Raw genomic sequence first — 22,983 nt, forward strand, 5'->3', positions numbered from 1 at the left:
ACCGACACAGGCAAATTATGTCGTTTTTTCTTCCGTATTTTATCATGCGAGATAGGGGCGCTTGTGAAACATAAAGAAAACTTTAAGTAAGCAACAACTCACAAGCGAGAACATCATAAACACAAAAAAGGCGTAGGGAGGGTAACTCCTACACCACTATTTTTTCAGGAACTCTTTAACTAGTCCTTAATCCATTCCAGATGATTTGCGTCTAAACGACCTCACACTCCAAAATCGACTACACAGAACTATTCTCCTCCCAGCGCCGTCTTTGAGGAATCGAAAAAATACTTCTATGCTTCTTAGATCTTAATGAGATAAAAGGCTCCTGCTGATTCTTCGCCACATTGTGGGCGATATGCCTGAAGCGCAGCCCGCTTTCGAACTCGGGATTAAGCGCAATCGGGATACCCTTATGTACGGAACGTATAGTTTCTACATCGGCATGGATCACGCCAATCACACCAATATTGAGAATACCGATGATATCCTCCATCTTTACCGTTGCCGAACGGGCTTCCTGTTCGTCGGCCATATTAATGATGAGCTGTGGAGAAGTCGGTATCCTATTTTCTAATAATCCGATTACGCGATCCGCGTCTTGAAGCGACGTACGATGCGGCGTAGTTACGACAATAGCTTCATCTGCTGCTAAAGCTGCATTCCAGAATCCATTTTCAATGCCTGCTGGCGAATCGATCAGCACATAATCATAACCCCGGGCTACTTGCTGCACGGCCTCGCCAAAAACTCGCGGATCATCGTGATGCACCGCGTCGTTACTACAGGAGATAAAGGACAAGGTACTGATTCGCTTATCTTTGACGATCACTTGATGTAAAGCACAACGGTCGGTCAGGAAATCGGAAATCGGAAATATGATAGATCACCCTATTGCTCAAACCAAGCGGAATATCCAGATTTCTCAATCCAAAATCAGCGTCGATCAGGCAAACGCTGCTCCCCGATAAGGCAAGGGCAGTCCCGAGATTAGCCGTGACCGTTGTCTTGCCAACTCCACCTTTCCCTGATGTGATACATATAACTCGTGCCATCGGAGCCACTTCCTTCTTCAAGTACTAATGCGGGACAGCAACCATTTCTTCACGTATTATCGTTTGATCCGGCTTGAATGTAACGTCCTCGTAGCTAATAATCAGTTACAATTTGTTGAAATATGTCGTTATATCGACCACTGTGATTTTATCATGATGGATTATCCTACTTGAGAAACCTAAAGAAAACTTTAAATCCGTGCGTATTGGATCGTTTAATTCTTCGGAGAGATGGCACATCATTTTGACGAGGATGGAAAAGCGCAGATGGGTGTTGAAAAAATCAATACCCTGAGTCGATTACGAAGCTAGTGGAACGAACAAAAAATGGGAAAATAGCGTCAGGTACTGCTCCAACGCCATTTTCCCATTTATAATAGATTACCACCCTTACTGCTATATTCATGCTTGTGAAGTACTATTTAGAAACCAGCATATATCCGCTCCCCCGAACCGTAATGATTCGCTCGGGGTCGGCAGGGTCAGCCTCAATTTTTTTTCGTAAATTACTGATATGTACAGCAACCGTTCTCGTATCCTCCAGACTTTCCATTCCCCAGATGATTTGAAACAACGTATCGACACTGACGACACGATTCACGTTTTGTGCCATATAGGACAGCAGACTGAACTCTTTTTTCGATAAAGAGACAGGTATACTTCCCATGTTGACGGACTGCGTGTAGAAATCCAGTGTCAAACCCGGTAACTCCAGCAGTTGTTCCCTTCTACCCGTCGACACTCTGCGAAGGTGAGCCTTGATCTTGGCCATGAGCACTCCCGGACTGAACGGCTTGGTCACATAATCGTCCCCACCATAGGATAATGCGCTAATTTTTATTTCGTCTTCCTCCTGGCTACTCAGAAACACAATCGGCGCACTGGTGAGATTACGCGCATTTCTGCACCAGTCAATACCGTTTTCATTAGCCAGCAATATATCCAGTATAATTAAATCCGGCTCAAACGATGCAAGCAGCTCCATCGCTTCTGACCCGCTATGACTGCAGGTGGAGACAAATCCCTCCCTATCACAATACACCTGCACAATCTCGCATATATGAGGATCATCATCAACGATCATGATTTTGTGCGTGTCCATCTCATCACCCCTTTCCTTCAATCACCGTACAAGGAAACGTTACATAGAATGTCGCTCCCATCTTGCCGTCGCTCTCCGCTCGAACCATGCCTCCGTGCGCTTGTACGATTTCCCTGCAAATTGCCAGCCCCAGTCCACTGCCCTCTATGCCCATTCCCGGCCGATCATATCTGTAATTACGTTCGAAGATTTGCTCAAGCTGCTCCGGAGGAATACCCATTCCAGAATCCTGTATGCTAATGACTGCATGGGGAGCATAATTCAATTCGTCTACAGCTAGCGCAATACGTAACAGCCCTCCCCTGGAGGTGAACTTCATAGCGTTCGACACTAGATTAAACAAGGCTTGCTCTACTCTTTTGGCATCCATTTCAACAATAGGCAAGTTAAATTGTTGATCCTCTGCATCTCCGATATCCAGTATGAAATCTAATCCTGCGTCACGCACAACCAGCTCATATTGTTCAAAAAAATCACGCAAGAAGGGAATGATCTGAATCGGCTCCATTCGGTACGAGACCTGTCCGGTCTCCAAATGCGACAAGAAAGACAACTCCTCGATCATACGGTTAATCCTTATTGTGTTCTCCCGGATATACTTCAGATAATGTTCATTGCGTTCCGGCTTGACCCTGTCCTGTATAGCTTCTACATATCCAAGCATACTGGACAACGGCATACGCAGATCATGCGTAATATAAGCAAGTAGCTTCTTCCTCCCTTGCTCGGAGTGAAGCAGTCGGTCATACGAGATTTGGAGATCATCATGCACTGTAGATAAGGCCTGTGTTCGCTCCTGAACGGTCTGTTCCAGATTCATATTCATTTCAATCAGCTTGTCATTAACGTACTGTAATTCACGTGTAATTCTCTCTTCGTTCGATGCCGTCCTCGTAGATCGCGAAGACAGCAGAATCAGCTGCGCGATCGTAAATATCAATAAGCCAAGCGGAGATGTATTTCCAACTAGCGACCATCCGTTAAAATACAAAAAATCGTTGACAACCGTGACCAAAGTAACCACCGACACCAACAGGAAGATCAGCGCTCCCTCCATACGTCGCACAGCCGCCTGAACCAGCCCGATCATCAGATAAATCATATGTAGAACTACCATCACACCGATTACCAGCAAAAATTTTGTATATATAATTGCAGGGGTTACCACTACAAGGATACAGAATGCACCAGTTACGATCCGGGCGCCAAGACGAAACCATCGCGACACATAATTCGGAAAAATACAATCAAAATACATGGTGATGATATAACCGCTGAGGCAAAGAATCAGATATTCGATTTTGAACTGCAATTCCCAAGGAAAATGAGGCAACCATTGTGTAAAGATAAGCTCGCCGTTGAACAAGGATCGAATACCAAGCAGTACAGTAAACAGGCCAAAATATAACGGAGCTTTATCCTTACGTCGCAGCATGAACAACAGCAGATTATACAAACCGATCACTAGCAAACTTGCCGTGATGAACATATCCCTGGCAAGATTCAGATTGGTCTTGGTCGTTAGTACGTCACTGCCACCCAGCTCGATATTCTTGGTAATGCCGCCCCGATGATGTTGGAAGTTGGAGACTTGCATGACCAGCTCTAACGTGTCGCTTTCAGGCTGAAAATACACCAGCTTTGTTTCCAGTTGCGGGGTCATGCTGTGCTTGTCCTGACCAACCTCACCAACTTCTGCCAGAAGCTCGCCATTGACCCATAATTTGTACGCATTAAAAATGCTAGGCAGCCGCAGAGCAAGCATCTCATCTCGATCCTGCTCGCTTAGATGAACGACCAGTCCAAAGGTTGCATAGCCTGTACCGCTCAGCCGCTGACCTTCTAACGGGTAGCCCAGCCAGGATCTTGGAATATTAATCCAGTGGTCCTGATTTCCTTCCCTTGCCGAACGAACCCGCATATCCTCAGGCGATAGCAGTTCTTGCCAATAGAACGCCCACTTTCCTGTTAATTTTTGCGGATTCGTACTAAGTTGAGCCTGCGTTAAATCCAGAATACCTTTTTCACTTTGGAACTTAGGAGAGTCCTGCTCAGAGAGGACGACATAGCCTGCAACCAAACCAACAACAACGGCTGCAACGATATAAAACCACACCTTACGAGAACCGACTCGGAGAATTCCCCTCATGATGAATCCAACCCCAATCTCTAAAAGCGCAATATGTAAGTTTATTTATCCAAATGATATCATCATTACAGGAGAATGTACCCTGCAAATTTCTAGGAAGAGACAAGAACATACATCACGATGAAGCCCTTTTAACGACGCACGCTTAGCTGGACACACCAACAAAAAAGTACGCACTTTGAAGTGCGTACTTTTTTGAAAGAGCTTATTCGTAATGGATAATTCGAGCACAACCCCCATGTGCCGGAATCACAAACACTTCATGAACTATAAAGAACTATTAATGATCTCTGCGAATGCATCCCTGTTATACGTATCATCCTGAATGCGCCATTCTCCCTGATCTTGCAAAAAGGTGATATCGCCCGATAGCGGAATAGACTTGAACTCCTTGCCGTTCTCGTCTGTAAACTTCAGATCGAGCGTGTATTCCACAAGAATCCAGTCACTCTTGTTATCTTTGATCTTGGTTTGTATATTTTCAGGATGCAGCTTCGCTTGTTCGATGTGTGCAACCTGAAGAGGTAACACAATATATCGATTAGCCATGTAAGCCTCATAATTCCTGGAGGTCAGGAACGGCTTCATGGTCTCTCCTTTGGCCAATAACCCTTCCATCTCTAATGTATCCTCATAGTTCTTACCATCCACGGTGAGTTCTATTGTCTTATAATCCAGCGACATTTCGAGCGCTTGTTGCTGCTCCTCCGCCGTTGCCTTCTGGTCCCCCGTATCACTTAGCTGTTCCGTTGCTGGTGGAGTGACGGGTTCCGTGCTTTCCGCTGGTTCAGATGGTGTACATCCCATTAACATTGCGGCGGAAAGAAATAATGTACCCATCACAGATGCCAACTTGCGCATGGTTAATCCCTCCCTTTCTCGTCAGTATTACTCTCAATTATCCCTTCAATAGGATATAATGTCCAGTTATTGGGCGCATCTGAACAGACACCCAGTGAATTACATCCATTGGGTGTCATCTTCATAACAGATTTGTGTTATAGTCATCGGGAAGTGATTTGGAGGAGATAATGATGATGATCAAAATTACAACTGGACCAACTCTCGAAGGATAGCGCCTGCGGGTCCAATAACTGCGTGTTTCCTTCAACATTGAAGGTGTGAAAGCTATGTCAACTTATCAAGTCGTTCCCATGGTCTATAACTCCAAGGAACAGATTGAAGCAATTATTTTACTCGAACAACAATGTAAACAGCTTGATTCCATTCATCTGAAAGCAGACCTTGACCATATCAGTAAAAAAGACGGAGACCATGCACTCCTCTGTTATCGCGACGGTGAATTGGCAGGACTCCTCAGTTGGTATGCTTCTGACGTCGTAACCGGAAATATTAACGCCATCGTACACCCAGATTTTCGTCGCCAAGGTGTTTTCCTTAGCCTACTGAAACAGGCCATCCTGGACATGAAACCACAGGGAATCAACCAACTCAGTTATCGCGTTCCTCAGGGCTTATCTCCGGGTCTTCTTACTGCCCAATCCCTTGGAGCCATTTATGATCGCGCCGAGTACTCGATGCAACTTGTGAATGAGGTCCTTTCGGTTGTGGAGCCACCTGAACTAACGTTGGCCGTGGCAGAAACCGAGGATATGGAGTTTATGGTCACTTGCTCCTCCCAAGCCTTTGGAGATTCGGAGGACTGGACACGCGAGTATTTTATGCAAACAAATGAACCCAGCCGAGTCACCTATATTGCATGGCAGAATCAACTGCCTGTTGGGCTGGTACGGGTCAACTCCATTAATGCAACAACCGCATTTATTCATAACTTCTGTATCTTGCCTGCTTATCAAGGACAGAAACTGGGGCGCACTGCGCTTAGCATCCTGGTTGATCTCCTAAGGAAACAAAGTTACACAGATATCCGCCTGTCTGTGGTTACTGAGAACAAACGCGCTTTGAATCTGTACCGCAGTGTTGGTTTTGAAGTAAATTCTGAGTATCACTATTTCAACGGTAGTTTATAAAAGGCAAAGGAGAGAGAGATCGTTTTCCTCATTGGGAGACGGTCTCTCTTTTTATATATTGGAGAATTGAAAAATCAATTTATAACCATCGAACGTATGCCCGTACATTTCCCGATAGTTACCTTCGGTATAATTAGCCACTGTTTTCCGCCAGAAAGATTGGCCAATCTTATTTTTCTCCGATGGATTGGTGAACAACTCCCAGTTTCCTCTAAACATGCCAAAGATCGTTGATGCCGCGTGTTCAGCAACGCCTACACCTCGAAATGGCTGCATCAGAAAGAATTCATGTACGAAGAAATCTATTCCTTGTGAGCAATAAGGTGGCATGGCTACGAACGCAAATCCTGCCGGTATGCCATCCACAATCATGAGGAACGGATAAAGACACTCCGGTTTTTCCCACCAGATGTTCTGTACATCATACTGATCCTGTAACGTTTTATAATCAGGACTTGGTTCGAAAATGCCATGTTCGTTCGGGGTATGCTCTCCACCCAGACCATAATGTCCGGATAGATCATGAAGGTATAGCGGGTACATATTTTTAATCATATACGCCTCGTCTTTATTCGTTAATTTCACTTCTATATTCATATTCACCAACCTTACCAGATGATTTAAGGAGTTATTTCACGAACTCTCACCGCATAACCTTGTACCGTTAAATGAATTGTACGCGCAGTTACACTACTCGAATATGTAAAGAATCCTTAATAACCATTCTTTACAGTAAAAAAGCCAAATTCGATTGCTCGAACATGGCTTCTATCGTTTCATCCCTTTTTGCAATACACGATTTTCTTGATGCTATCGATGGATAAACAGTATTGGTCCGCAAGCTGATCGATGGTTGTTCCCGCAGCAAAAAACCTGCGGATCTCGTCGTTCCGCTCCTGGACAACCCTTCTGCCACCCGAATTCTCTCCCCACTTCTTATGGGCATCCTTGGGCCTCGGAATATAGACCAGGCCTCCGGGGATATGACGCTGTATTTCTTTGAGTAATTCTTCCGGAAAGATTGTATCCGCATTAATATATTTCACGTTGCTCCACTCCTTAAAAGTTAAAATCTTTAAGGCAGCAGAGTCTTACGATGAACACATTGAATATGCACTACAATGGATGGCGGAAATGAATTTCAGGCTCTATGCAAACAACCGCCGTTGTTCATCACATGGACTCTGCATAGAGCGGGTCGTGAAACCTTTTATGAATCGAATCATGGTAGCCCCCCATTCAGTTAATCTTATTCGTGCTGAAGAACTTTTAACTGTCCATTCCATAATAAGGTTTACTTTCCCTAATGGCAAAATCTACACGTCGAATCTGTAATATACCCCTGTTAATTCTTCTGATACGCTCCATAGCTTGTTTGAGATTTTAGCATCATATAATTTTTCGATGATCTTAGCGCTCTTGGGATAGCCCTTAGTGCCGCCCATACCACTGGGAGCGATATACTCCCCTCCCGTGATCGTCGGATCTGCTGCAGCATATAAGGTAGGTAATGCCCCCATATGTGCCGGTTGACTAATGATTTTCAAAAGACTGCGCATGAATATATTGGTCTGTTTCCCCGAACCAAAGGAAAATAGATTGGTATGCGAAATCCCTGGATGAGCGGCGATACTCATGGAATCAATATGGGCGGAATTAAATTTATTCTGCAGCTCTCTCGCAAACATCAGATTGGCTAGCTTGCTTTGGCTGTAGAACTTCATGGGATTATATCCTTTGGAGCCATCTAAATTATTAAAATCAATTGCACCATTATGAGCTGCCATACTACTTACAGTGACAACTCTCGATTTCGGAGTAGAGATCAATCGAGGCAATAGTAGACCCGTAAGCGCAAAATGGCCTAGATGATTACTACCAAACTGTAATTCAAAGCCATCTTTCGTCAACTGGAATGGAGGGTTCATAATTCCTGCATTATTAACCAGAATGGACAAAGAATCGTATTGCTCAAGAAAAGCGGCTGCGAACTTACGGATACTAGCTAAATCGCTAAGGTCGAGCTGCATAACGATTACCTCTCCAGCTACATGCACAGACGACTTTATTTTATTAGCTGCCTTTTCACCTTTTTCCAGATTACGAACTGCAAGGATAACTTTTGCGCCTTTTTCAGCTAACGCTAATGCCGTTTCATACCCTAAACCACCGTTCGAACCTGTCACAATCACTACTTTATCGGATACAGTCGGGATGATGTCTTTAGTCCAAACTTCGCTCATTTGTCTACACACCTTTCTTATCTCTTCCTTGATACCCTAATATCCAGCGTTTGAAATCTTTTATCCCCCACCATACTGGCTTAAACTCCGTTCCAGCATCCCTCTAACCTGCTGTTGCAGTTCGAGCGGAGACACCACCTTCACTTCCGGCCCATAGGAAAGTAATTTTCGCGCTGTAAAAGAGAACTCCTCGGGCGGAACCAGTCCGCGCCACTCATTGCCTTCAACCGACTTGAACAGCACATCTGAAGCGGCAATCCTTGCTCCAAATTCCGTGAATTGCAGTACCACTTCTACGCTTGCTCTGTCTTCTTTGGTATCTAGCCATGTCTTCAGACTCGGAATAGATTCATCTACGGATTCCATAACAGCCAACTGCTGCATGCGATCCACCCGATACAACAATACCCGGTCCTTATTTCGAGCTGGCATGTACCAATGTCCCTGCTCATAGTAGATGCCATAGGGAAAGACTTGGACTTTTTTAGGACCACTGCGGGCATGATACATAAATTCGATTTCTCTCTTTTCTACCGCTGCACCCAATATCGCTGTTGTTAAAGGCTCGGCATGCCCACCGGGGTGCTGGACAAAGGTGATATGCTCTCTCATTCGCATAATCAGATCCTGTACATCTTCGGGCAAAGTAGAGAAATACTGCTCAGCCAGATGTTCACGCATTGATCCATATGGAAAATCCGGTACTTGCTGTAGATATTCCAGCATCATAAACAGCCCTAATGCCTCCTGCTGTGTCAGTTGAAGAGGTGGCAAAATCCGATTGGGCAACACCCGGTATCCGCCGTTCACACCGACTTCTGTATACAAAGGAAAACCTAGTGCCTGCAATGCATCCAGATCTCGCTGAATGGTACGAACCGAGACGTCGAACCGTTCTGCCAGTTCCCGGGCAGTGAACTTCTGTCTGGAATCCATCAGGCGCATGATGGCCAGTTTCCGATGATTCATGAATTCAACATCCTAACTACGTCAAATTTTGTCATAGTTAAAGTGTATCATACATTGTAGAAGGGAGCGATGAACATGTCTGATAACAAAACAATTTTGTACATTGCTATGAGTTTGGATGGATATATTGCAAGGCTGGACGGTTCGGTCGATTGGTTATTTGATGTGGAGGGTGATGGTAATCGGAGCAGATCGTTGATATACTGAAATGCTATCTTTAGATCTTTTGTCATTTGATAGAACTTACAACAATGCAATATTCGAAGTTGATTTCACATTCAAGTTATATTTACGGTATATCAGCCACATTATTAATCACTAATTACGATTATTAGCAAATTACAGATTTGATAATTAAATTAATTTAAAACTAATTTTATCTGCACATAAGAATGCAAAAGCCGTTACAAAAAGATCTGACTGGCCACTTTTCACATACCAAAGACTCGCCTAATATTAGGCGAGTCTTTGGTATGTGAAGTGGTAATCAGTTAGCCATTCCACTTATTTGCTGTTGATGAATAACTCCCATCACCTTTAATGTTGATAATTATCTCTCCACTAGTAGTTTGAGGTTTTATTTCCCAAATTCCAAAGCTCGTCTTAATAGATGATTTTGCACGAATACCATTGGAATCGCCAGGGGCAGGTCCTACTCCTGGTGTTTCGCCATCCAGATTCCAAAGACTCCATACTGGGCTGTAGAAGCTTGTAGTTGGGACAGAATCATGCCAAGTGATTTTTTTTCCATTGGTAATATAGGATTGCTTTAATGTATAAGTCCATAGAAGTAAATTATCTCCTGTTACGGCGCTATGTGCACTTAAAGAAACAGATGCATTCCAAATATCATTGGAGGCAGCAACGGCAGCTAGAGTTGAAACAGAGTTATTAGTCGATGTTAGCTGAATATAACTACCGTCATCAAAGGTATATGTAGCAACTGGATTGGATCCATCAACAGCCAAACCTGATTCTAGAGCTTCATCGATCTTGGCAGGATCATTAGCTTCAAGGGCAAATTGAGCTTGAACTACATTAGGTGAAACTGAACCTTTGATATCTGCGGCAAAGGCCGCTGTAGAAGAAGATAATACGAGTGTTGCGGCAAATAAGCTGATTAAATATTTTTTCATTTTCTTGCTCCCTTCGTAATACAATATGGTATAATTGGTTGCAACAATGTAATAGTACCATATTAAACCAGTTAATGTAACCCATTTTTATTAATATTTAGGAAGGAGATGAATATTATGTTAATTTCAAAGGAGCTAAGGAAGAAGGATTATATTATTTTCTTTTTCATCGCTTTTTTAGGTTTAATTGTAAATCTAACGGGAGATACAGGCAGTTCACTCATTTGGGCAATTGTCAAAATATTTATTGCCTCTCTGCTGGTATGTGTTGTGTTTGGTACATTGACAAATTTAATATTCAGAAAGAAGAGATCAAACTAAAAAAATCTTACTATATATTTATTCTGCAGCATTAAAATATATAGTGTGAGTACAAACAAAGACATAGATTTCAAAGAGTCCGTGAACAATAGTTTACGGACCTTTTCTATACGATGTGATTACAGAACTTTAACTTAATATAAAAAAATCATTGAAAACTATCTGACAAATCACTCTTACTACAATAATACTGAGGTGTAATAAAATTAATCACTTTGAGCGACAGCGTATGTATACATAATAATCAAAATTATTATATTTTATATATAGGAACAGAATATCCTTCATTCCTGACTCTACTGGGTCCAAATAAGTCCCCCGGAAACTCTCTAAGCTGCTGCTTCAAATTAGGTGTCAAGATCATCATCACTTCTGGGCCATAGTATATTATCTCTCGTACTGTGAAAGAAATTTCTTTGGTGCGGCAATCCTCGCTCCAAATCCTATGAGTTGCAGGCGCCACATCAACAATTTTTCTCGATTCTTTGGCATCTAGCCATACTTCTCAGACTCGGAATAGATTAATCCTCCGTTCGCGCCAACTTCTGTGTACAAGGGAAAACCAAGCGCCTGCAATGCATCCAGGTCACGCTGGATCGTACGAACCGATACGTCGAACCGTTCTGCCAGTTCCCGGGCAGTGAACTTCTGTCTGGAATCCATCAGGCGCATGATAGCCAGTTTCCGATGATTCATGAATTCAACATCCTAACTACGTCAACTTTTGTCATAGTTAAAGTGTATCATACATTGTAGAAGGGAGCGATGAACATGAAGAATAACAAAACCATTTTGTACATTGCCATGAGTTTGGATGGATATATTGCAAGGCTAGACGGTTCGGTAGATTGGTTATTTGATGTGGAGGGTGACGGAGGAGATAACGGATATGCTGCCTTTTATCAAACGATCGGTAGCGTTGTTATGGGACGTTATACGTATGAAGAGGTGCTCACACTTTCCGAAGATTTCCCCTATGCGGATCGGCCAACATATGTGCTTTCTCGCTCGGAACAGCCGCCCGCTCCGAATGTACAGTTTACAACCGAGGAGGTAGATACACTCATTCCCCAGTTAAAGCGAACTTCTGATGGAGACGTGTGGATTGTGGGTGGCGGAATACTGGTTGAAGCTGTGTTAGCCAAAAAATTATTGGATGAGATTGAAGTCGCCATTATTCCCAAAATTCTTGGTGAAGGCATCCCCTTATTCCCGATAGGTACTGTGCCAAGTCAATTCAAAATGGTCCGAACTCAAACGCTCGGACAGATCATCTCGATTCGTTATGAGGTACAGAACAGCGGCACAGCGGACACACCACCGAATGTCTAGATAAGTAGAAAAGGAAAAAGACCATTCTTATGATGAAGGGACCCCATACCGTGAGACACATCTAACCATTGGGGTACCGTTCATGAAAGAGTGGTCTTTCCATTACCATGTTTCAAGCTATCCTAGCATTCCTCGTACATATTCCGCTAACACCTCTGCCGTCCTACGGTGAGATAACTCGCCTGGATGGGTGCGCGCCCCTACCGTCTCTTCGGTTGTATCAGGAAGCTGGATGATTGAGACCTTGTGGTCGCCTGTCCCCTTCGTATACGCATCAACCGCGCGGTAGATGGCGGGCATCATGGGAAAACCAAGCATGCCATAAGCCCATACGAGATGTGCCGCCGGATTGTTTTTCCGAAGTTTGAACAGGAACTGTTCCACCGCTTTCTCAAAAGCGGCCAGATCCTCTTCATGATACGTTCCGTCCTCGTTCATCCGCTGCTTGTACACCTTGCCAGTGTCGGGATCTTTCCACTCAGGTGACTGAAATGCACCCCCATCATTGCTGCCCAGGTTCACGACCACCACATCCGGCTGCCACGAACCAAAATCATGCCGATCTCCTGCACCGAGCGCTTCGTTACGCTCACCAGTAAGCAAGCCACAGACCTGTTCGTAATACTCGGGGATGTTCCCCTTTGGATTGTTATCCCAACTTGTCAGCACACCCCAGCCACTTTGCGAGATGACCCTGTATTCTGCATTCAATGCCTCTGCTGTCATAAACGTATAATTATGTATGGCGCTGAACCACATCGGAATCCAATCTTCCTCCGCTTTCGCTCCAATCGCACCTTCACCAGATGTAATGCTATCACCAATGAACTCGATCTTGTAGGGTTTTTCCTGCACAGGCAGGAACGCTCCATCCGATTTCACCGCATGAATCTGCAAGGAACAACCCGGGTCACCACTCATCGCTTGAACATCCTTAACGATCCGAACATTCTTCACCACGTCCGCATTCATACCCCGGAATACACAGACCCAGTACCTTCCCGCCGTTAACATCTGTCTGCTCACCGGAACACCGTTGATCAGAATGCTGATCCATGCCTCATACATGTCATACTGCGACTCTACTTCAACCCATAGTTCGGAGCCCCGTACATTGAGTTCAACTGCACTCCCCGTCCAAAATAACGTCAACGGCGCCAGCTCTCCAATTGTTCTGCCATGCACTTTGAGATAAGGCAGTTCCGTTAACTCATAGATCTTTAACCCGGTATTCGCTTGTACACTCATCCTTTATTCCCCCTCAACGATTTACAAAAGTAGTTATTAAGCGCTTTCCTATGTATCGATAATATGTTCGTCGTGATCAATCCATCTTATTATGTATTACGCACAGCACCAAAAATCCCCTGCAAGCAAGCCATGTTCAAGTCCATCATATCAGATGTTCTGGAACGATCGTTCGCCCATAGGGGATTTTTCAGTTCTTTTTTTGTTCAGTATCGTTATAAAACCTTACCCAGAAACGCCTTGGTCCGCTCATGCTGGGTATTCTGAAAGAGCTCTTCTGGCGTGCCTTCTTCTACAATATATCCGCCATCCATAAAGATCACCCGATCCGCCACCTCACGGGCAAAGCCCATCTCATGCGTAACAACAATCATCGTAATCCCCTCGTGAGCGAGGTCTTTCATGACTTGCAGCACTTCTCCAACCATCTCCGGGTCCAGTGCAGACGTAGGTTCATCGAACAACATCACACTTGGGTTCATGGCAAGTGCACGAGCAATGGCCACACGCTGTTGTTGTCCACCTGACAACTGCTCAGGATAAGCATCCCGCTTCTGCGATAGCCCGACCTTGCTGAGCAGTTCCATTGATTTTTTCTCATTCTCGGCCTTATGCAGTTTCTTGATATGCTTCGGCGCGAGCATGATATTCTCCAGCACGGTCAGATGCGGGAAAAGGTTGAACTGTTGAAACACCATGCCCACATTGGTTCGTAACTGATCGATATCCGTCTTGGGTGAAGTGACCTCAATACCACCAATCGTCACCTTGCCAGACGTAACACCCTCCAGCAGATTGAGACAGCGCAAAAACGTACTTTTACCAGACCCGGAAGGCCCGATGACGCATACAACTTCTTTCTCCTGAATCGTTGTGGAGATGTCCTTCAATACCTCATTGGCACCAAACTGCTTTTTCAGGTTCTGTACGGTAATCATCGGATCGCATACCTCCTCTCAATGAACCGGGAAGCCCGGGACAATAGAACAATAATGATCAGATAGAATATGCCCACCACACCCCAGATTTCGAATGCCCGGAAGTTGGAGGAAATAATAATCTCCCCGCTCTGCGTTAATTCTGCGATACCGATCGCCGACAACAGCGAGGTATCCTTAATCGTAATAATGAACTGGTTCACAAAGGTAGGGATCATGCGCCGGGTTGCTTGAGGCAACACGACCAGTCGCATCGTCTGAAAACGACTTAAGCCCAGGGATCGCGCCGCCTCATGCTGCCCGTTGCTAATGGAATTAATCCCTGCCCGGAAGATCTCCGAGATGTACGCTCCGGCATTCAGACTAATCGCAATAATGCCTGCGGTCATCGCCGGAATGCGCATATCCAGGAACACAGGCAGACCGAAGTAGATGAAATATACCTGCACCAGAAGGGGTGTGCCACGGATGATATCCACGTAAAGTGTGGCTACCAGCCGCAACACTCGATTCAAAGAAGTGCTCATCAGACCTGAGATCAATCCGATCACCATCGCAATGATGAGCGAGATCACGACTAGTTTCAACGTAACGACTGTACCCTCTAACAGAAGAGGCAGTGCGTCTATTATGACTTGTAAGGAGGAGTCCATCCGTACCACATTCCCTTCTATTTAGCCGTTGTTCCCAGATACTTGCCAACAATCTCGTCGTACTTTCCGTTTTCCTGCAATTTCTTCAGTCCATCATTAATCTTCTTCTGCAACTCCGCATCACCTTTGGCAACAGCAATACCATAGAAGTCACCATTCAAACGGTCTCCAACGATTTTGAGTTTGGCGTTTGGATCGATGGCAATCTTATAGGAGATGACCGGGAAATCCTCCAGCGTAGCATCTGCGTTTTTGTTCGCGACTTCCTGATACATCGATGGGCTGTCATCAAAATATTTCACGGTTGCCCCATAGGTTTTCGCATATTCATCTGCGAGATTGGCACCTGAGGTTCCTTTTTTAATCGCAATAATCTTTCCTTTTAAATCTTCAGGACTTTGGATGTCCGCGTTATCTTCATGTACGATTAGGGACAGACCGGCCTGATAATAGGGGTCCGAGAAATCCACGACTTTTTTACGTTCGTCCGTAATGCTAATGCCTGCAATGGCTCCGTCCAACTGATTCGCCGTAATGGCTGGAATGATGCCTTTGAAGTCCATCGGTTTGATCTCTACTTCAAAGCCCTCTTCTTCCGCAATCGCGTTCATGAGGTCAATATCGATCCCTACATATTTTCCGTCCTTCTGGAACTCAAAAGGGGGATACGTTGCATCGGTACCAAATGTGTATTTCTCAACAGCTGAACCATTTGCCGATTGTGCATTGCTCTCTTCACCGGACTTTGCTGCACCGCAGGCACTAAGTGTTAGAGCAAGAACGGACGCCATTACAATGGATGCTACCTTTTTCATAGAAAAACCCCTTTTCCGAATTAGATTGGGATCGACCGAATCGACCGTTTGTATTTATACACGTATTGTAGTTCGCTCCCTACGCCAACTTACATGATCCTACATAAAATAATCACAATTTATGATAATTAAATTAACATATAATGTTTTTCAATAGATAAACGCGCACAAATCGCTAATAAAAGATCCGATTTTAATTATTTATGTAAGGTTATATAACAATTGAGAAAGTAATAAACAAAAAAAGCCGAGAATCCGTAAAGGTGTTACCTTCAGGAATTCGGCTTTTGGATAAGAGAAAGAATATCTCAGTTACTATTTAGTTATTCAGTTATTCATCTTTTCAATCGTCTCCATATAGAACACATGCAGGAACTTTTTGATATTAACCTTGCCTTTGTCGCCTGCCTGATCTTCCTCCATCGCTCTCATCTTCATTCGAACATCCTGGAAGTCGAAGTAGAGGGGAGCATAATGTTCAAACTTGTGGTTGCTATAATCGGTGAGTCCAATCGAGGCCATGTTGGTCAGTGCGGCAATTACCGTTCTGCGAATACGTTGTTCCATCGCCTTGCACTCTTTCTCCACGTCCTTGGGCGTAGACTTGTACGTCTGGGCCACCGCTTCATACGACTCCTTCAGTGGCGGCCACTCCCCGGCACGCTTCTGATCAATCGCATACTCCATAAGGGCCACAATATCCTTGCTACCACTTTCCCCGATGATCCCGAGATCCATCAGAATGCTTCGTGCCGCCTCTCGCACCGTACGACCTTGGGCAGGGGCCGTCGCTTCCACCAGATTCAATCGGGCCATCGACTGTTTAATCTCCAGCACGTAACGTTCGTACTTCCACTGTTCATTCACTTTGCTGAGCACATGCTCCACTTCCACCCGATTAATCGGTTTATGAATGAAAAATTCAATGCCGTTCTGGTAGGCCGCCCCTACCATCTCCTTGTTCTCCACCTGAGAGATCATGATGAATTTCCCGGTATAACCGCCGTGCTTCAGCTTCGCTACCGTCTCAATCCCGTCCTGATCCGGCATCAGCAGATCAATCAGCACCACATCGGGACGCAGATCCATAATCATGCGCGCCCCTTCTATACCGCCCTCTGCCATGCCTGCAAGCTCGCCGATTCCACAGGATTCAATGATATCATGCAGCATACTCCGGCTCACCACATCATCATCCACGATCATGATAGAAAGTGTCATCGACATCGGCCCCCTTGATTAGATTCATTTTGGGAATAGTTATAGCGAATGTTGTCCCTGTCTCTCCTTGAGGCGCCGACTCTACCTTAATTTGTCCCGCCAACGACTGAACGATATCACGTACATGGGACAGGCCAATGCCCGTCGCGGCAATGCCGACTTCATTGAACTTTGTTGTATAGCCCGGTTCGAAGATAACATCCCGTTTGGCTTCAGGTACGCCTTTTCCAGTATCCATCACGACGAAATGCACGTCATCTTCCTGCTCATACACACGAATTCGGACCGTCCCTTCATGCTCAATCGCCTCTACCGCATTGGCAATCAGGTTGTTCATTACCGTTAGAAGAGGAATGTAGTACGGAGACTCACAATCATACTGTTGCTCGATGTCGATCTCGACCTGCTTATGCAGCATTTCACTATATTTTCGGTTTGCCTTACTGGCAAAGTTCAGCACTTCGGATAAGCTCATGTTAACCGCTTTTTCGTTATCATACAGCTTCAGCAGACCCGCGAGAATGCGTTGTGAATCCTTCTTCACTTCATGAATCTGCTGAGCGATGCCCAGCGTGCGCTGACTGTATTGATTCATGTCGTGCTCTCGGAGATCGCGATATAGATCATAGCTGTCTGCCGTAATGCCTTCGATCGTATTCATCGCTTTCTTGAGGTAAAAAACCTCGCCATACAGACCCGAGTTCACACTCAGCATCTGCTCCATCCGCTTCTCCTGCTCTGCATGTAAAAGCCGCATCTGCCTCACCGCAAAGCTGTTATAGAGCCCAATCACAAAGTAACTTCGCAGACCGCCTACCACAAGCAGATACAACCATTCCTTCATATAAAAGATATTGGTCCCGCTTAACATTCCGCGAAGAAGAAGCTCAACAAGATTAGAGGAGAAATCGATACATGTGATTAACCCGCCGAGCAGAAGAGGCTGCATCTCATGGAATCGATGCTTGAACTTGCTAAGCCCATAGGCAAAGACCACATAATACACGCCTGCCCCCAGGTTGTCCCGCATGCTTTCCAGAATGGACACGGTCTGTACATGATTGATGAGATCTGCCGACTGAAACAGGAAACTTGCGATGCCTGTCAGGATTCCTGTCTTCACATAAGACAAGTGTGGCATGATCATCAGCAGAAATAAAAGGATGCTAACCCCCAGCCCGATTCGGAAGTAATCTTCCCGGAACGGATTTATCTTGAATTGCGCCCCTACCGCAGTGGCAAAGGCAATGGCCGTCATCTGTACATTCTCATTTTTGACCCAATTGCGCATCGATCTTTTCACCCACTATAACAACGTTTAGCGCGCAATGCGGAACCCGCGCTTCTAATGTTAAATATACTAACATATGAAAGATGCATTAGAAATAATTAAAATTAGGGAATGAACACGCAAGCAACACAAAAAGGCCGGAAGTCTTCACTTCTGCGGCCTTTTCCTTATATCTCGTCCGGAATATCAAATGATACCATCGTACCCTCACCCGGCTCACTTACGATTGATAATCCCTGCCCATACCGTTGCAACAATCTGCGGTTTGTATTCACAATGCCTATTCCGCCTTTTCCACCTGGCGTAGCATGTAACAGCTCTGCAACCTTCTCCGGTTCCATGCCTTTGCCATTATCCTTCACTTCAATACGGGTATAACCCTCATGGCGAGTGATGGACAAACATACTGTCCCGCCCACATTTCGGCTTAATAACCCGTGTCTAACGGCATTTTCGATCAAGGGTTGAATCGATAGCGGCGGGAGCAGTAACGGAAGGTCCGGCTCTACGTTTAATACCACCGACAATCGATCTTCAAATCGTGTTTTTTCAATAAAAAGATAAGCTTCCACGAGTTCCAGCTCGTATGATAATTTCACCAGTTCTCCTGTATTGAGATAATTGAAGCTGATCCGTAAATAGGATGAAAAAGCTTCCCCAAGCTTCCGCATATGCTCTGTATCAATATCACTTAAAACCATAAGTGAATTCAGCGTATTGAACAGGAAGTGGGGCTGGATCTGAGCCTGCAAATAAGCAGCTTCCATGCGTAAGCGCTCCTGGATGGACTGATTTAACATGGTCAATGCACGTATTCGATATTTCAGCTCCAACGCATCTACAGGCTTCGTGACATAATCATTCGCCCCCGATGCAAAACCGGTATATATATCCGGTGGCTGGCTTCGCGCAGTCAACAATAACACCGGAAGCTCAGACATCGAGAATTGTTCCCTCACCTTCTGGGTTAACTCATATCCGGACATATTGGGCATCATCACATCCGTAATGAGCAGATCCCACTGGCGTGTGCCGAGCAGTTCCATCGCTTCCTGACCCGAACCTGCTGTAGTTATATCATATGGTTCCGTCGAAAGAATGCTGACCAGCACATCCAGATTCACCGGATCATCATCGACAGCCAGAATGGTGGCTTTCCCCTCTTTTAACAACGGAGCCATCTCTGCTGTCGCCAAGGCTTCCGCGTCCCCCATATCTGGGCGGGGTAACAGGAATCCGTTAGGTGCATCTTCCATCATCTCCGCGGCCTGTTCCCATATCAGGGGAAGTTGTGACTGAGCCTGATGGGTGGATTCATTCGCGAGCGGCAGATTGAAACTGAATACCGAACCCTTTCCGAGTTCCGAGTGAACCGTTAGTGCCCCGCCGTGCAATTCTACGAGCTCTTTGCAGATGTTCAATCCAAGTCCAATGCCTTGTCCATCGCTGATGCCATACGACCCTTGTTCATACGGAAGGAAAATGCGCATCCGCGTGTCCTCATCCATGCCAATACCCGTATCCGTCACATGAATCAGAGCATGTCCTTCACGAATGTCGGCACTTACGGAGATCGTTCCTTCCTCTGTATGTTTAAGCGCGTTATGCAGCAGGTTATACAAAATCTGAACGAGCCTTTCTTCATCAGCCATGACCAGTGGGAACGATTCCGGAATCTCCATATGAAGGCGGACTGGTTTTCGTTCTGCCATGAATTGCAGCATGGCGATAATGCCAGGCACAACCGACTGTATGGAAAGAGGCCCCTGACGTAACACAATGCGGTGCTCCTTCAGCCGGACTACATCCAGTAGATCACCAAGGAGATGCGACATCCGGCGACCGATCGTAATCAGCAACTCCATATCCTCCAGGCTCCGTTCATCCAGCCTGTTCTTCTCTCGGGTGACCACGTTGTGAGCGATGTTAATGATCCCGTGCAGTGGAGTCCGCAGTTCATGTGATGTATTCGCCAAGAACTGATCTTTAATTTTGTCGCCCTTCTGCAGCTCTGTATTCAGCTTCATATTCTCCTTGGCATTCCTGAAGTATTTCTTGAACCAATAGGCGGAGAAGCCGGTAATGGCAAAGATGATATCAATGGGATAATAGACGGTTGTCACATCTTTCGATGTCTCACTTGTACTCCACAACATGTTGGATATAATGCCTCCAGCGGTCAGGAGTAGGAAAACCATATCTCGATCAGCCTGTTTCCTAAAGAGCATGACACCTACAATGTACAGGAACCAGAGAGAAGAGACGAGAAAGAACACGTCGATAAAAGAATAATAAACCATGGCATAGACAACGTGAATTGGTGCCGCCAGAATAACAGCAATATAAGCTATTGTCGTGACAATGCCTAATTGAAGGATCTTTGTTCGTGTATGTATCAAGGTCAATCTCTGGAACAACAGCAGAATACAAGCATTTTGCAGCAGCAGACAGATCAGACGAAGCTTGATCCCCCATGTATAGTTAATAGGGAGCCATAACATCAGAATGTTATCATGACCTACCATAACCACAATGCCCACAGATAGGGTTAATATAGCTGCGACGAGCAAGGCCCGCTCCTGGGGGTTGAACACAAACAGAATACAGGCATACATGCCATGAAGTAATAAAACGAGAAAAATGGCCATTTGAAAACCGATGGAATACCAACGTGCGTAATCAACCGCCGCCTGGGAACCGAAGCGAACGGGTTTGCCAATCCCGCCGATATACGGGCTATCATAATTGGCTACACGAATGAGTAATTCAATCTCTGTTGCGCCTTCATCTTCATAGGATGCCGTATAAGAGGTACTTCTTGGTTCATAGGTATCCGCATCCTCCGACACCTTCCCCATTCCGCCCACGACATTGCCATTGATTTCAATTTCAGATGAACTTCGGATGTTTCTGAACCAAAAGGTGACAGGGACCTGGAGCGGATCAGTCAGCACACGCAATCGATATGTGGCATATCCAAGTGAACTCTCCTGATCTGGGTTCTCAGCCTTCCAATCTCCCGGAACCTGGACCACATCCGCCGCATGTGCTCGTCCCTCATCCACAATATCCTTCCTGGTCAGTAATTCATTCGAATATAGTTCCCATTCTCCGTTCAGATACATTACTGGCACTTGTTCCAGATCAACACCTCGCAAATCAACTACACCATTCACAGCTTGATGATTGTCCAAGGCAGGGAAGAACTGCGACCAGACCCAGCGCATGCCGACCAATGCCACTAAAATGATCGACAGGATCAGAACGTACTTGAAACGTCTTACGGGATTTGTATGTCGTACATTCATTGGTTACGTTGCCCTGACTTGATCAAACCGAGCTTCCAGTCCCTGTACCATTCGCGAACCTCTTCACTGATCGGTATCTCCAAATCTTGCTCCATTCTGGTGGTTAAGAGACGATACTGCTCCTCCACACCGAGATCGTTGTGCATTTCATCATATAACTTCATTAGAATAAAATAACTTTCTTCCTCATCCGGAAGCATATGCTGGATACGTTGTGTACTCTCGACCACTTTTTCCGCCAGCCCATGCTGCTGGTAATACAGACTTAGTTGTCTCATATGATACAGCCACAGATAGCGTAATCTTTCCCGCTCAGGTTCAGCCCACATGTATTCATAATTGCCAAGATAGGTACCCTTATATAGATGAAGCGCTTGCTCATAGGCATGAACCGTACTTGCGTCTACGACTTTCCATTGCCTGATTTCCCGTTCCCACTGCTCACTATCCAACTGAGCCTCACCCAGTTCGAGTCGATAGCCTGCCTCCAGGTGTCCACTCTGAATCGTGATCATATCCATGTTGCAAGTTTTCAGGGTTTGGCGGACATGATACATCGCAGTGTAAAGTTGGTGTGCCGTCTTCTCCTCTTCCATTCCCGGCCACAGAAGCTCCAGCAGAACACTGCGATGGATAACCTGGTTCCGGTGGTGAAGCAAGTATGCAAACAGCTCCTGCGCCTTGCTTGTACGCCATTTGGCAACCTGAATATCCTTTCCTGGAAGCTTAAACTGAATCTGATTAAAACATAAAATTAAAGGTACATTTGTATCCTTTGACCGCTGCTCCCGTTTTACGCTCAGTTTCTCCCGGACTCGGCTCACTGTCTGCTTCAATCGATCCTTTTGGATGGGCTTCATCACATAGTCCAAAGCCTGTAGTTCGAAAGCATGCACCGCATATTGATCGTAACTGGTCACAAATATAATTTCGATACCCGGTGTTGCCGCCTGAATCTGTCTTCCCAGATCCATACCATCCATCTCCGGCATATGAATATCCAGAAATACAACATCAGGACGGTGTTCCACAATACCTGCCACAGCCTCTGTTGGATTCATATATGTAGCGATAATTTCAATGCCGCTTACTTCTTTTTCTAGTGATTTTTGAAGGCCTATCAACGCTAGACGTTCGTCGTCAACCAATATCACTTTCACAGGAGCTTCCTCCTCGACCCTGAGGTCTTGAGATTTATTTTCACTATTATA

Annotated in this window: 21 protein-coding genes and 2 pseudogenes; 4 read left to right on the forward strand and 19 right to left on the reverse strand. The window is 45.3% G+C overall.

What is annotated here, in order from left to right; translation table 11 throughout:
- Positions 1–238: 238 nt before the first annotated feature.
- The 5 genes from MKY87_RS15150 to MKY87_RS15170 all read right to left on the reverse strand — a co-directional run bounded on the left by MKY87_RS15150 (position 239) and on the right by MKY87_RS15170 (position 5,167).
- Entirely contained in the window at positions 239–832 is a 594-nt protein-coding gene (locus MKY87_RS15150) for a hypothetical protein (RefSeq protein ID WP_340965283.1), read from the reverse strand.
- The gene (locus tag MKY87_RS15155; protein ID WP_340965284.1) at positions 816–1,055 is read right to left on the reverse strand and encodes a nucleotide-binding protein; all 240 of its coding nucleotides are present in this window, start codon (positions 1,053–1,055) and stop codon (positions 816–818) included. Before MKY87_RS15155 ends, MKY87_RS15150 begins: the two co-directional genes overlap by 17 nt.
- 418 nt (positions 1,056–1,473) lie before the next feature.
- Positions 1,474–2,157 (reverse strand): response regulator transcription factor, encoded by a 684-nt coding sequence (locus MKY87_RS15160; protein WP_340965286.1) that lies wholly within the window; start codon positions 2,155–2,157, stop codon positions 1,474–1,476.
- A 4-nt stretch (positions 2,158–2,161) separates the two neighbouring features.
- Positions 2,162–4,306, reverse strand: a complete 2,145-nt coding sequence (locus tag MKY87_RS15165; protein WP_340965287.1) for a sensor histidine kinase — start codon at positions 4,304–4,306, stop codon at positions 2,162–2,164.
- A gap of 267 nt (positions 4,307–4,573) precedes the next feature.
- On the reverse strand, positions 4,574–5,167 hold the full coding sequence (locus tag MKY87_RS15170; RefSeq protein WP_340965288.1) for a hypothetical protein: 594 nt from the start codon (positions 5,165–5,167) through the stop codon (positions 4,574–4,576).
- Positions 5,168–5,436: 269 nt separating this feature from the next.
- Between MKY87_RS15170 and MKY87_RS15175 the strand changes: the two genes are divergently transcribed.
- Positions 5,437–6,297 carry a GNAT family N-acetyltransferase gene (locus MKY87_RS15175; protein ID WP_340965289.1) on the forward strand — a complete coding sequence of 287 codons (861 nt, stop codon included), beginning with the start codon at positions 5,437–5,439 and terminating at the stop codon, positions 6,295–6,297.
- 51 nt (positions 6,298–6,348) lie between these two features.
- Here the strand turns inward: MKY87_RS15175 and MKY87_RS15180 are convergent, their stop codons facing one another.
- The 4 genes from MKY87_RS15180 to MKY87_RS15195 all read right to left on the reverse strand — a co-directional run bounded on the left by MKY87_RS15180 (position 6,349) and on the right by MKY87_RS15195 (position 9,509).
- Positions 6,349–6,894 (reverse strand): hypothetical protein, encoded by a 546-nt coding sequence (locus MKY87_RS15180; protein ID WP_340965290.1) that lies wholly within the window; start codon positions 6,892–6,894, stop codon positions 6,349–6,351.
- A gap of 179 nt (positions 6,895–7,073) precedes the next feature.
- The gene (locus MKY87_RS15185; RefSeq protein WP_133386343.1) at positions 7,074–7,343 is read right to left on the reverse strand and encodes a CD3324 family protein; all 270 of its coding nucleotides are present in this window, start codon (positions 7,341–7,343) and stop codon (positions 7,074–7,076) included.
- A 270-nt stretch (positions 7,344–7,613) separates the two neighbouring features.
- Positions 7,614–8,540, reverse strand: coding sequence for an oxidoreductase (locus tag MKY87_RS15190; RefSeq protein WP_340965292.1), 927 nt, complete (start codon positions 8,538–8,540; stop codon positions 7,614–7,616).
- 60 nt (positions 8,541–8,600) lie between these two features.
- A complete protein-coding gene (locus tag MKY87_RS15195; RefSeq protein WP_340965293.1) occupies positions 8,601–9,509 on the reverse strand; it encodes a helix-turn-helix transcriptional regulator in 909 nt (302 codons plus the stop codon).
- A 69-nt stretch (positions 9,510–9,578) separates the two neighbouring features.
- Between MKY87_RS15195 and MKY87_RS15200 the strand changes: the two are divergent.
- A pseudogene (locus tag MKY87_RS15200) lies at positions 9,579–9,689 on the forward strand (dihydrofolate reductase family protein); the annotation flags it as partial.
- Positions 9,690–10,000: 311 nt separating this feature from the next.
- On the opposite strand, the gene MKY87_RS15205 reads toward MKY87_RS15200, so the two are convergent.
- The gene (locus MKY87_RS15205; protein ID WP_340965294.1) at positions 10,001–10,645 is read right to left on the reverse strand and encodes a hypothetical protein; all 645 of its coding nucleotides are present in this window, start codon (positions 10,643–10,645) and stop codon (positions 10,001–10,003) included.
- A gap of 117 nt (positions 10,646–10,762) precedes the next feature.
- Here MKY87_RS15205 and MKY87_RS15210 point away from each other — a divergent pair, with 117 nt between their 5' ends.
- The gene (locus MKY87_RS15210) at positions 10,763–10,966 is read left to right on the forward strand and encodes a hypothetical protein (RefSeq protein ID WP_339190557.1); all 204 of its coding nucleotides are present in this window, start codon (positions 10,763–10,765) and stop codon (positions 10,964–10,966) included.
- Positions 10,967–11,491: 525 nt separating this feature from the next.
- On the opposite strand, the pseudogene MKY87_RS15215 reads toward MKY87_RS15210, so the two are convergent.
- A pseudogene (locus MKY87_RS15215) lies at positions 11,492–11,662 on the reverse strand (helix-turn-helix transcriptional regulator); the annotation flags it as partial.
- A gap of 69 nt (positions 11,663–11,731) precedes the next feature.
- On the opposite strand from MKY87_RS15215, the gene MKY87_RS15220 reads away from it, so the two are divergent.
- Entirely contained in the window at positions 11,732–12,298 is a 567-nt protein-coding gene (locus MKY87_RS15220; RefSeq protein WP_340965295.1) for a dihydrofolate reductase family protein, read from the forward strand.
- A 117-nt stretch (positions 12,299–12,415) separates the two neighbouring features.
- On the opposite strand, the gene MKY87_RS15225 is transcribed toward MKY87_RS15220, so the two are convergent.
- From MKY87_RS15225 to MKY87_RS15260, 8 genes are all read right to left on the reverse strand, one after another.
- Positions 12,416–13,546, reverse strand: a complete 1,131-nt coding sequence (locus MKY87_RS15225) for an SGNH/GDSL hydrolase family protein (protein ID WP_340965296.1) — start codon at positions 13,544–13,546, stop codon at positions 12,416–12,418.
- A gap of 215 nt (positions 13,547–13,761) precedes the next feature.
- On the reverse strand, positions 13,762–14,484 hold the full coding sequence (locus tag MKY87_RS15230; protein ID WP_339311478.1) for an amino acid ABC transporter ATP-binding protein: 723 nt from the start codon (positions 14,482–14,484) through the stop codon (positions 13,762–13,764).
- Positions 14,481–15,137: an amino acid ABC transporter permease gene (locus MKY87_RS15235; protein WP_340965298.1), complete on the reverse strand. Its 657-nt coding sequence runs from the start codon at positions 15,135–15,137 to the stop codon at positions 14,481–14,483. The genes MKY87_RS15230 and MKY87_RS15235 overlap by 4 nt, the downstream gene beginning before the upstream one ends.
- A gap of 17 nt (positions 15,138–15,154) precedes the next feature.
- Positions 15,155–15,952, reverse strand: coding sequence for a transporter substrate-binding domain-containing protein (locus MKY87_RS15240; protein ID WP_339311481.1), 798 nt, complete (start codon positions 15,950–15,952; stop codon positions 15,155–15,157).
- 327 nt (positions 15,953–16,279) lie between these two features.
- Positions 16,280–17,173, reverse strand: coding sequence for a response regulator (locus MKY87_RS15245; protein ID WP_339787670.1), 894 nt, complete (start codon positions 17,171–17,173; stop codon positions 16,280–16,282).
- A complete protein-coding gene (locus MKY87_RS15250) occupies positions 17,145–18,464 on the reverse strand; it encodes an ATP-binding protein (RefSeq protein WP_339787667.1) in 1,320 nt (439 codons plus the stop codon). The genes MKY87_RS15245 and MKY87_RS15250 overlap by 29 nt, the downstream gene beginning before the upstream one ends.
- Positions 18,465–18,631: 167 nt before the next feature.
- A complete protein-coding gene (locus MKY87_RS15255; RefSeq protein WP_339787664.1) occupies positions 18,632–21,772 on the reverse strand; it encodes a hybrid sensor histidine kinase/response regulator in 3,141 nt (1,046 codons plus the stop codon).
- Positions 21,769–22,932 (reverse strand): response regulator, encoded by a 1,164-nt coding sequence (locus MKY87_RS15260; protein ID WP_339787661.1) that lies wholly within the window; start codon positions 22,930–22,932, stop codon positions 21,769–21,771. Before MKY87_RS15260 ends, MKY87_RS15255 begins: the two co-directional genes overlap by 4 nt.
- Between the last annotated feature and the right edge of the window lie 51 nt (positions 22,933–22,983).

Source organism: Paenibacillus sp. FSL R7-0198, assembly GCF_038000415.1.
GTDB lineage: Bacteria > Bacillota > Bacilli > Paenibacillales > Paenibacillaceae > Paenibacillus.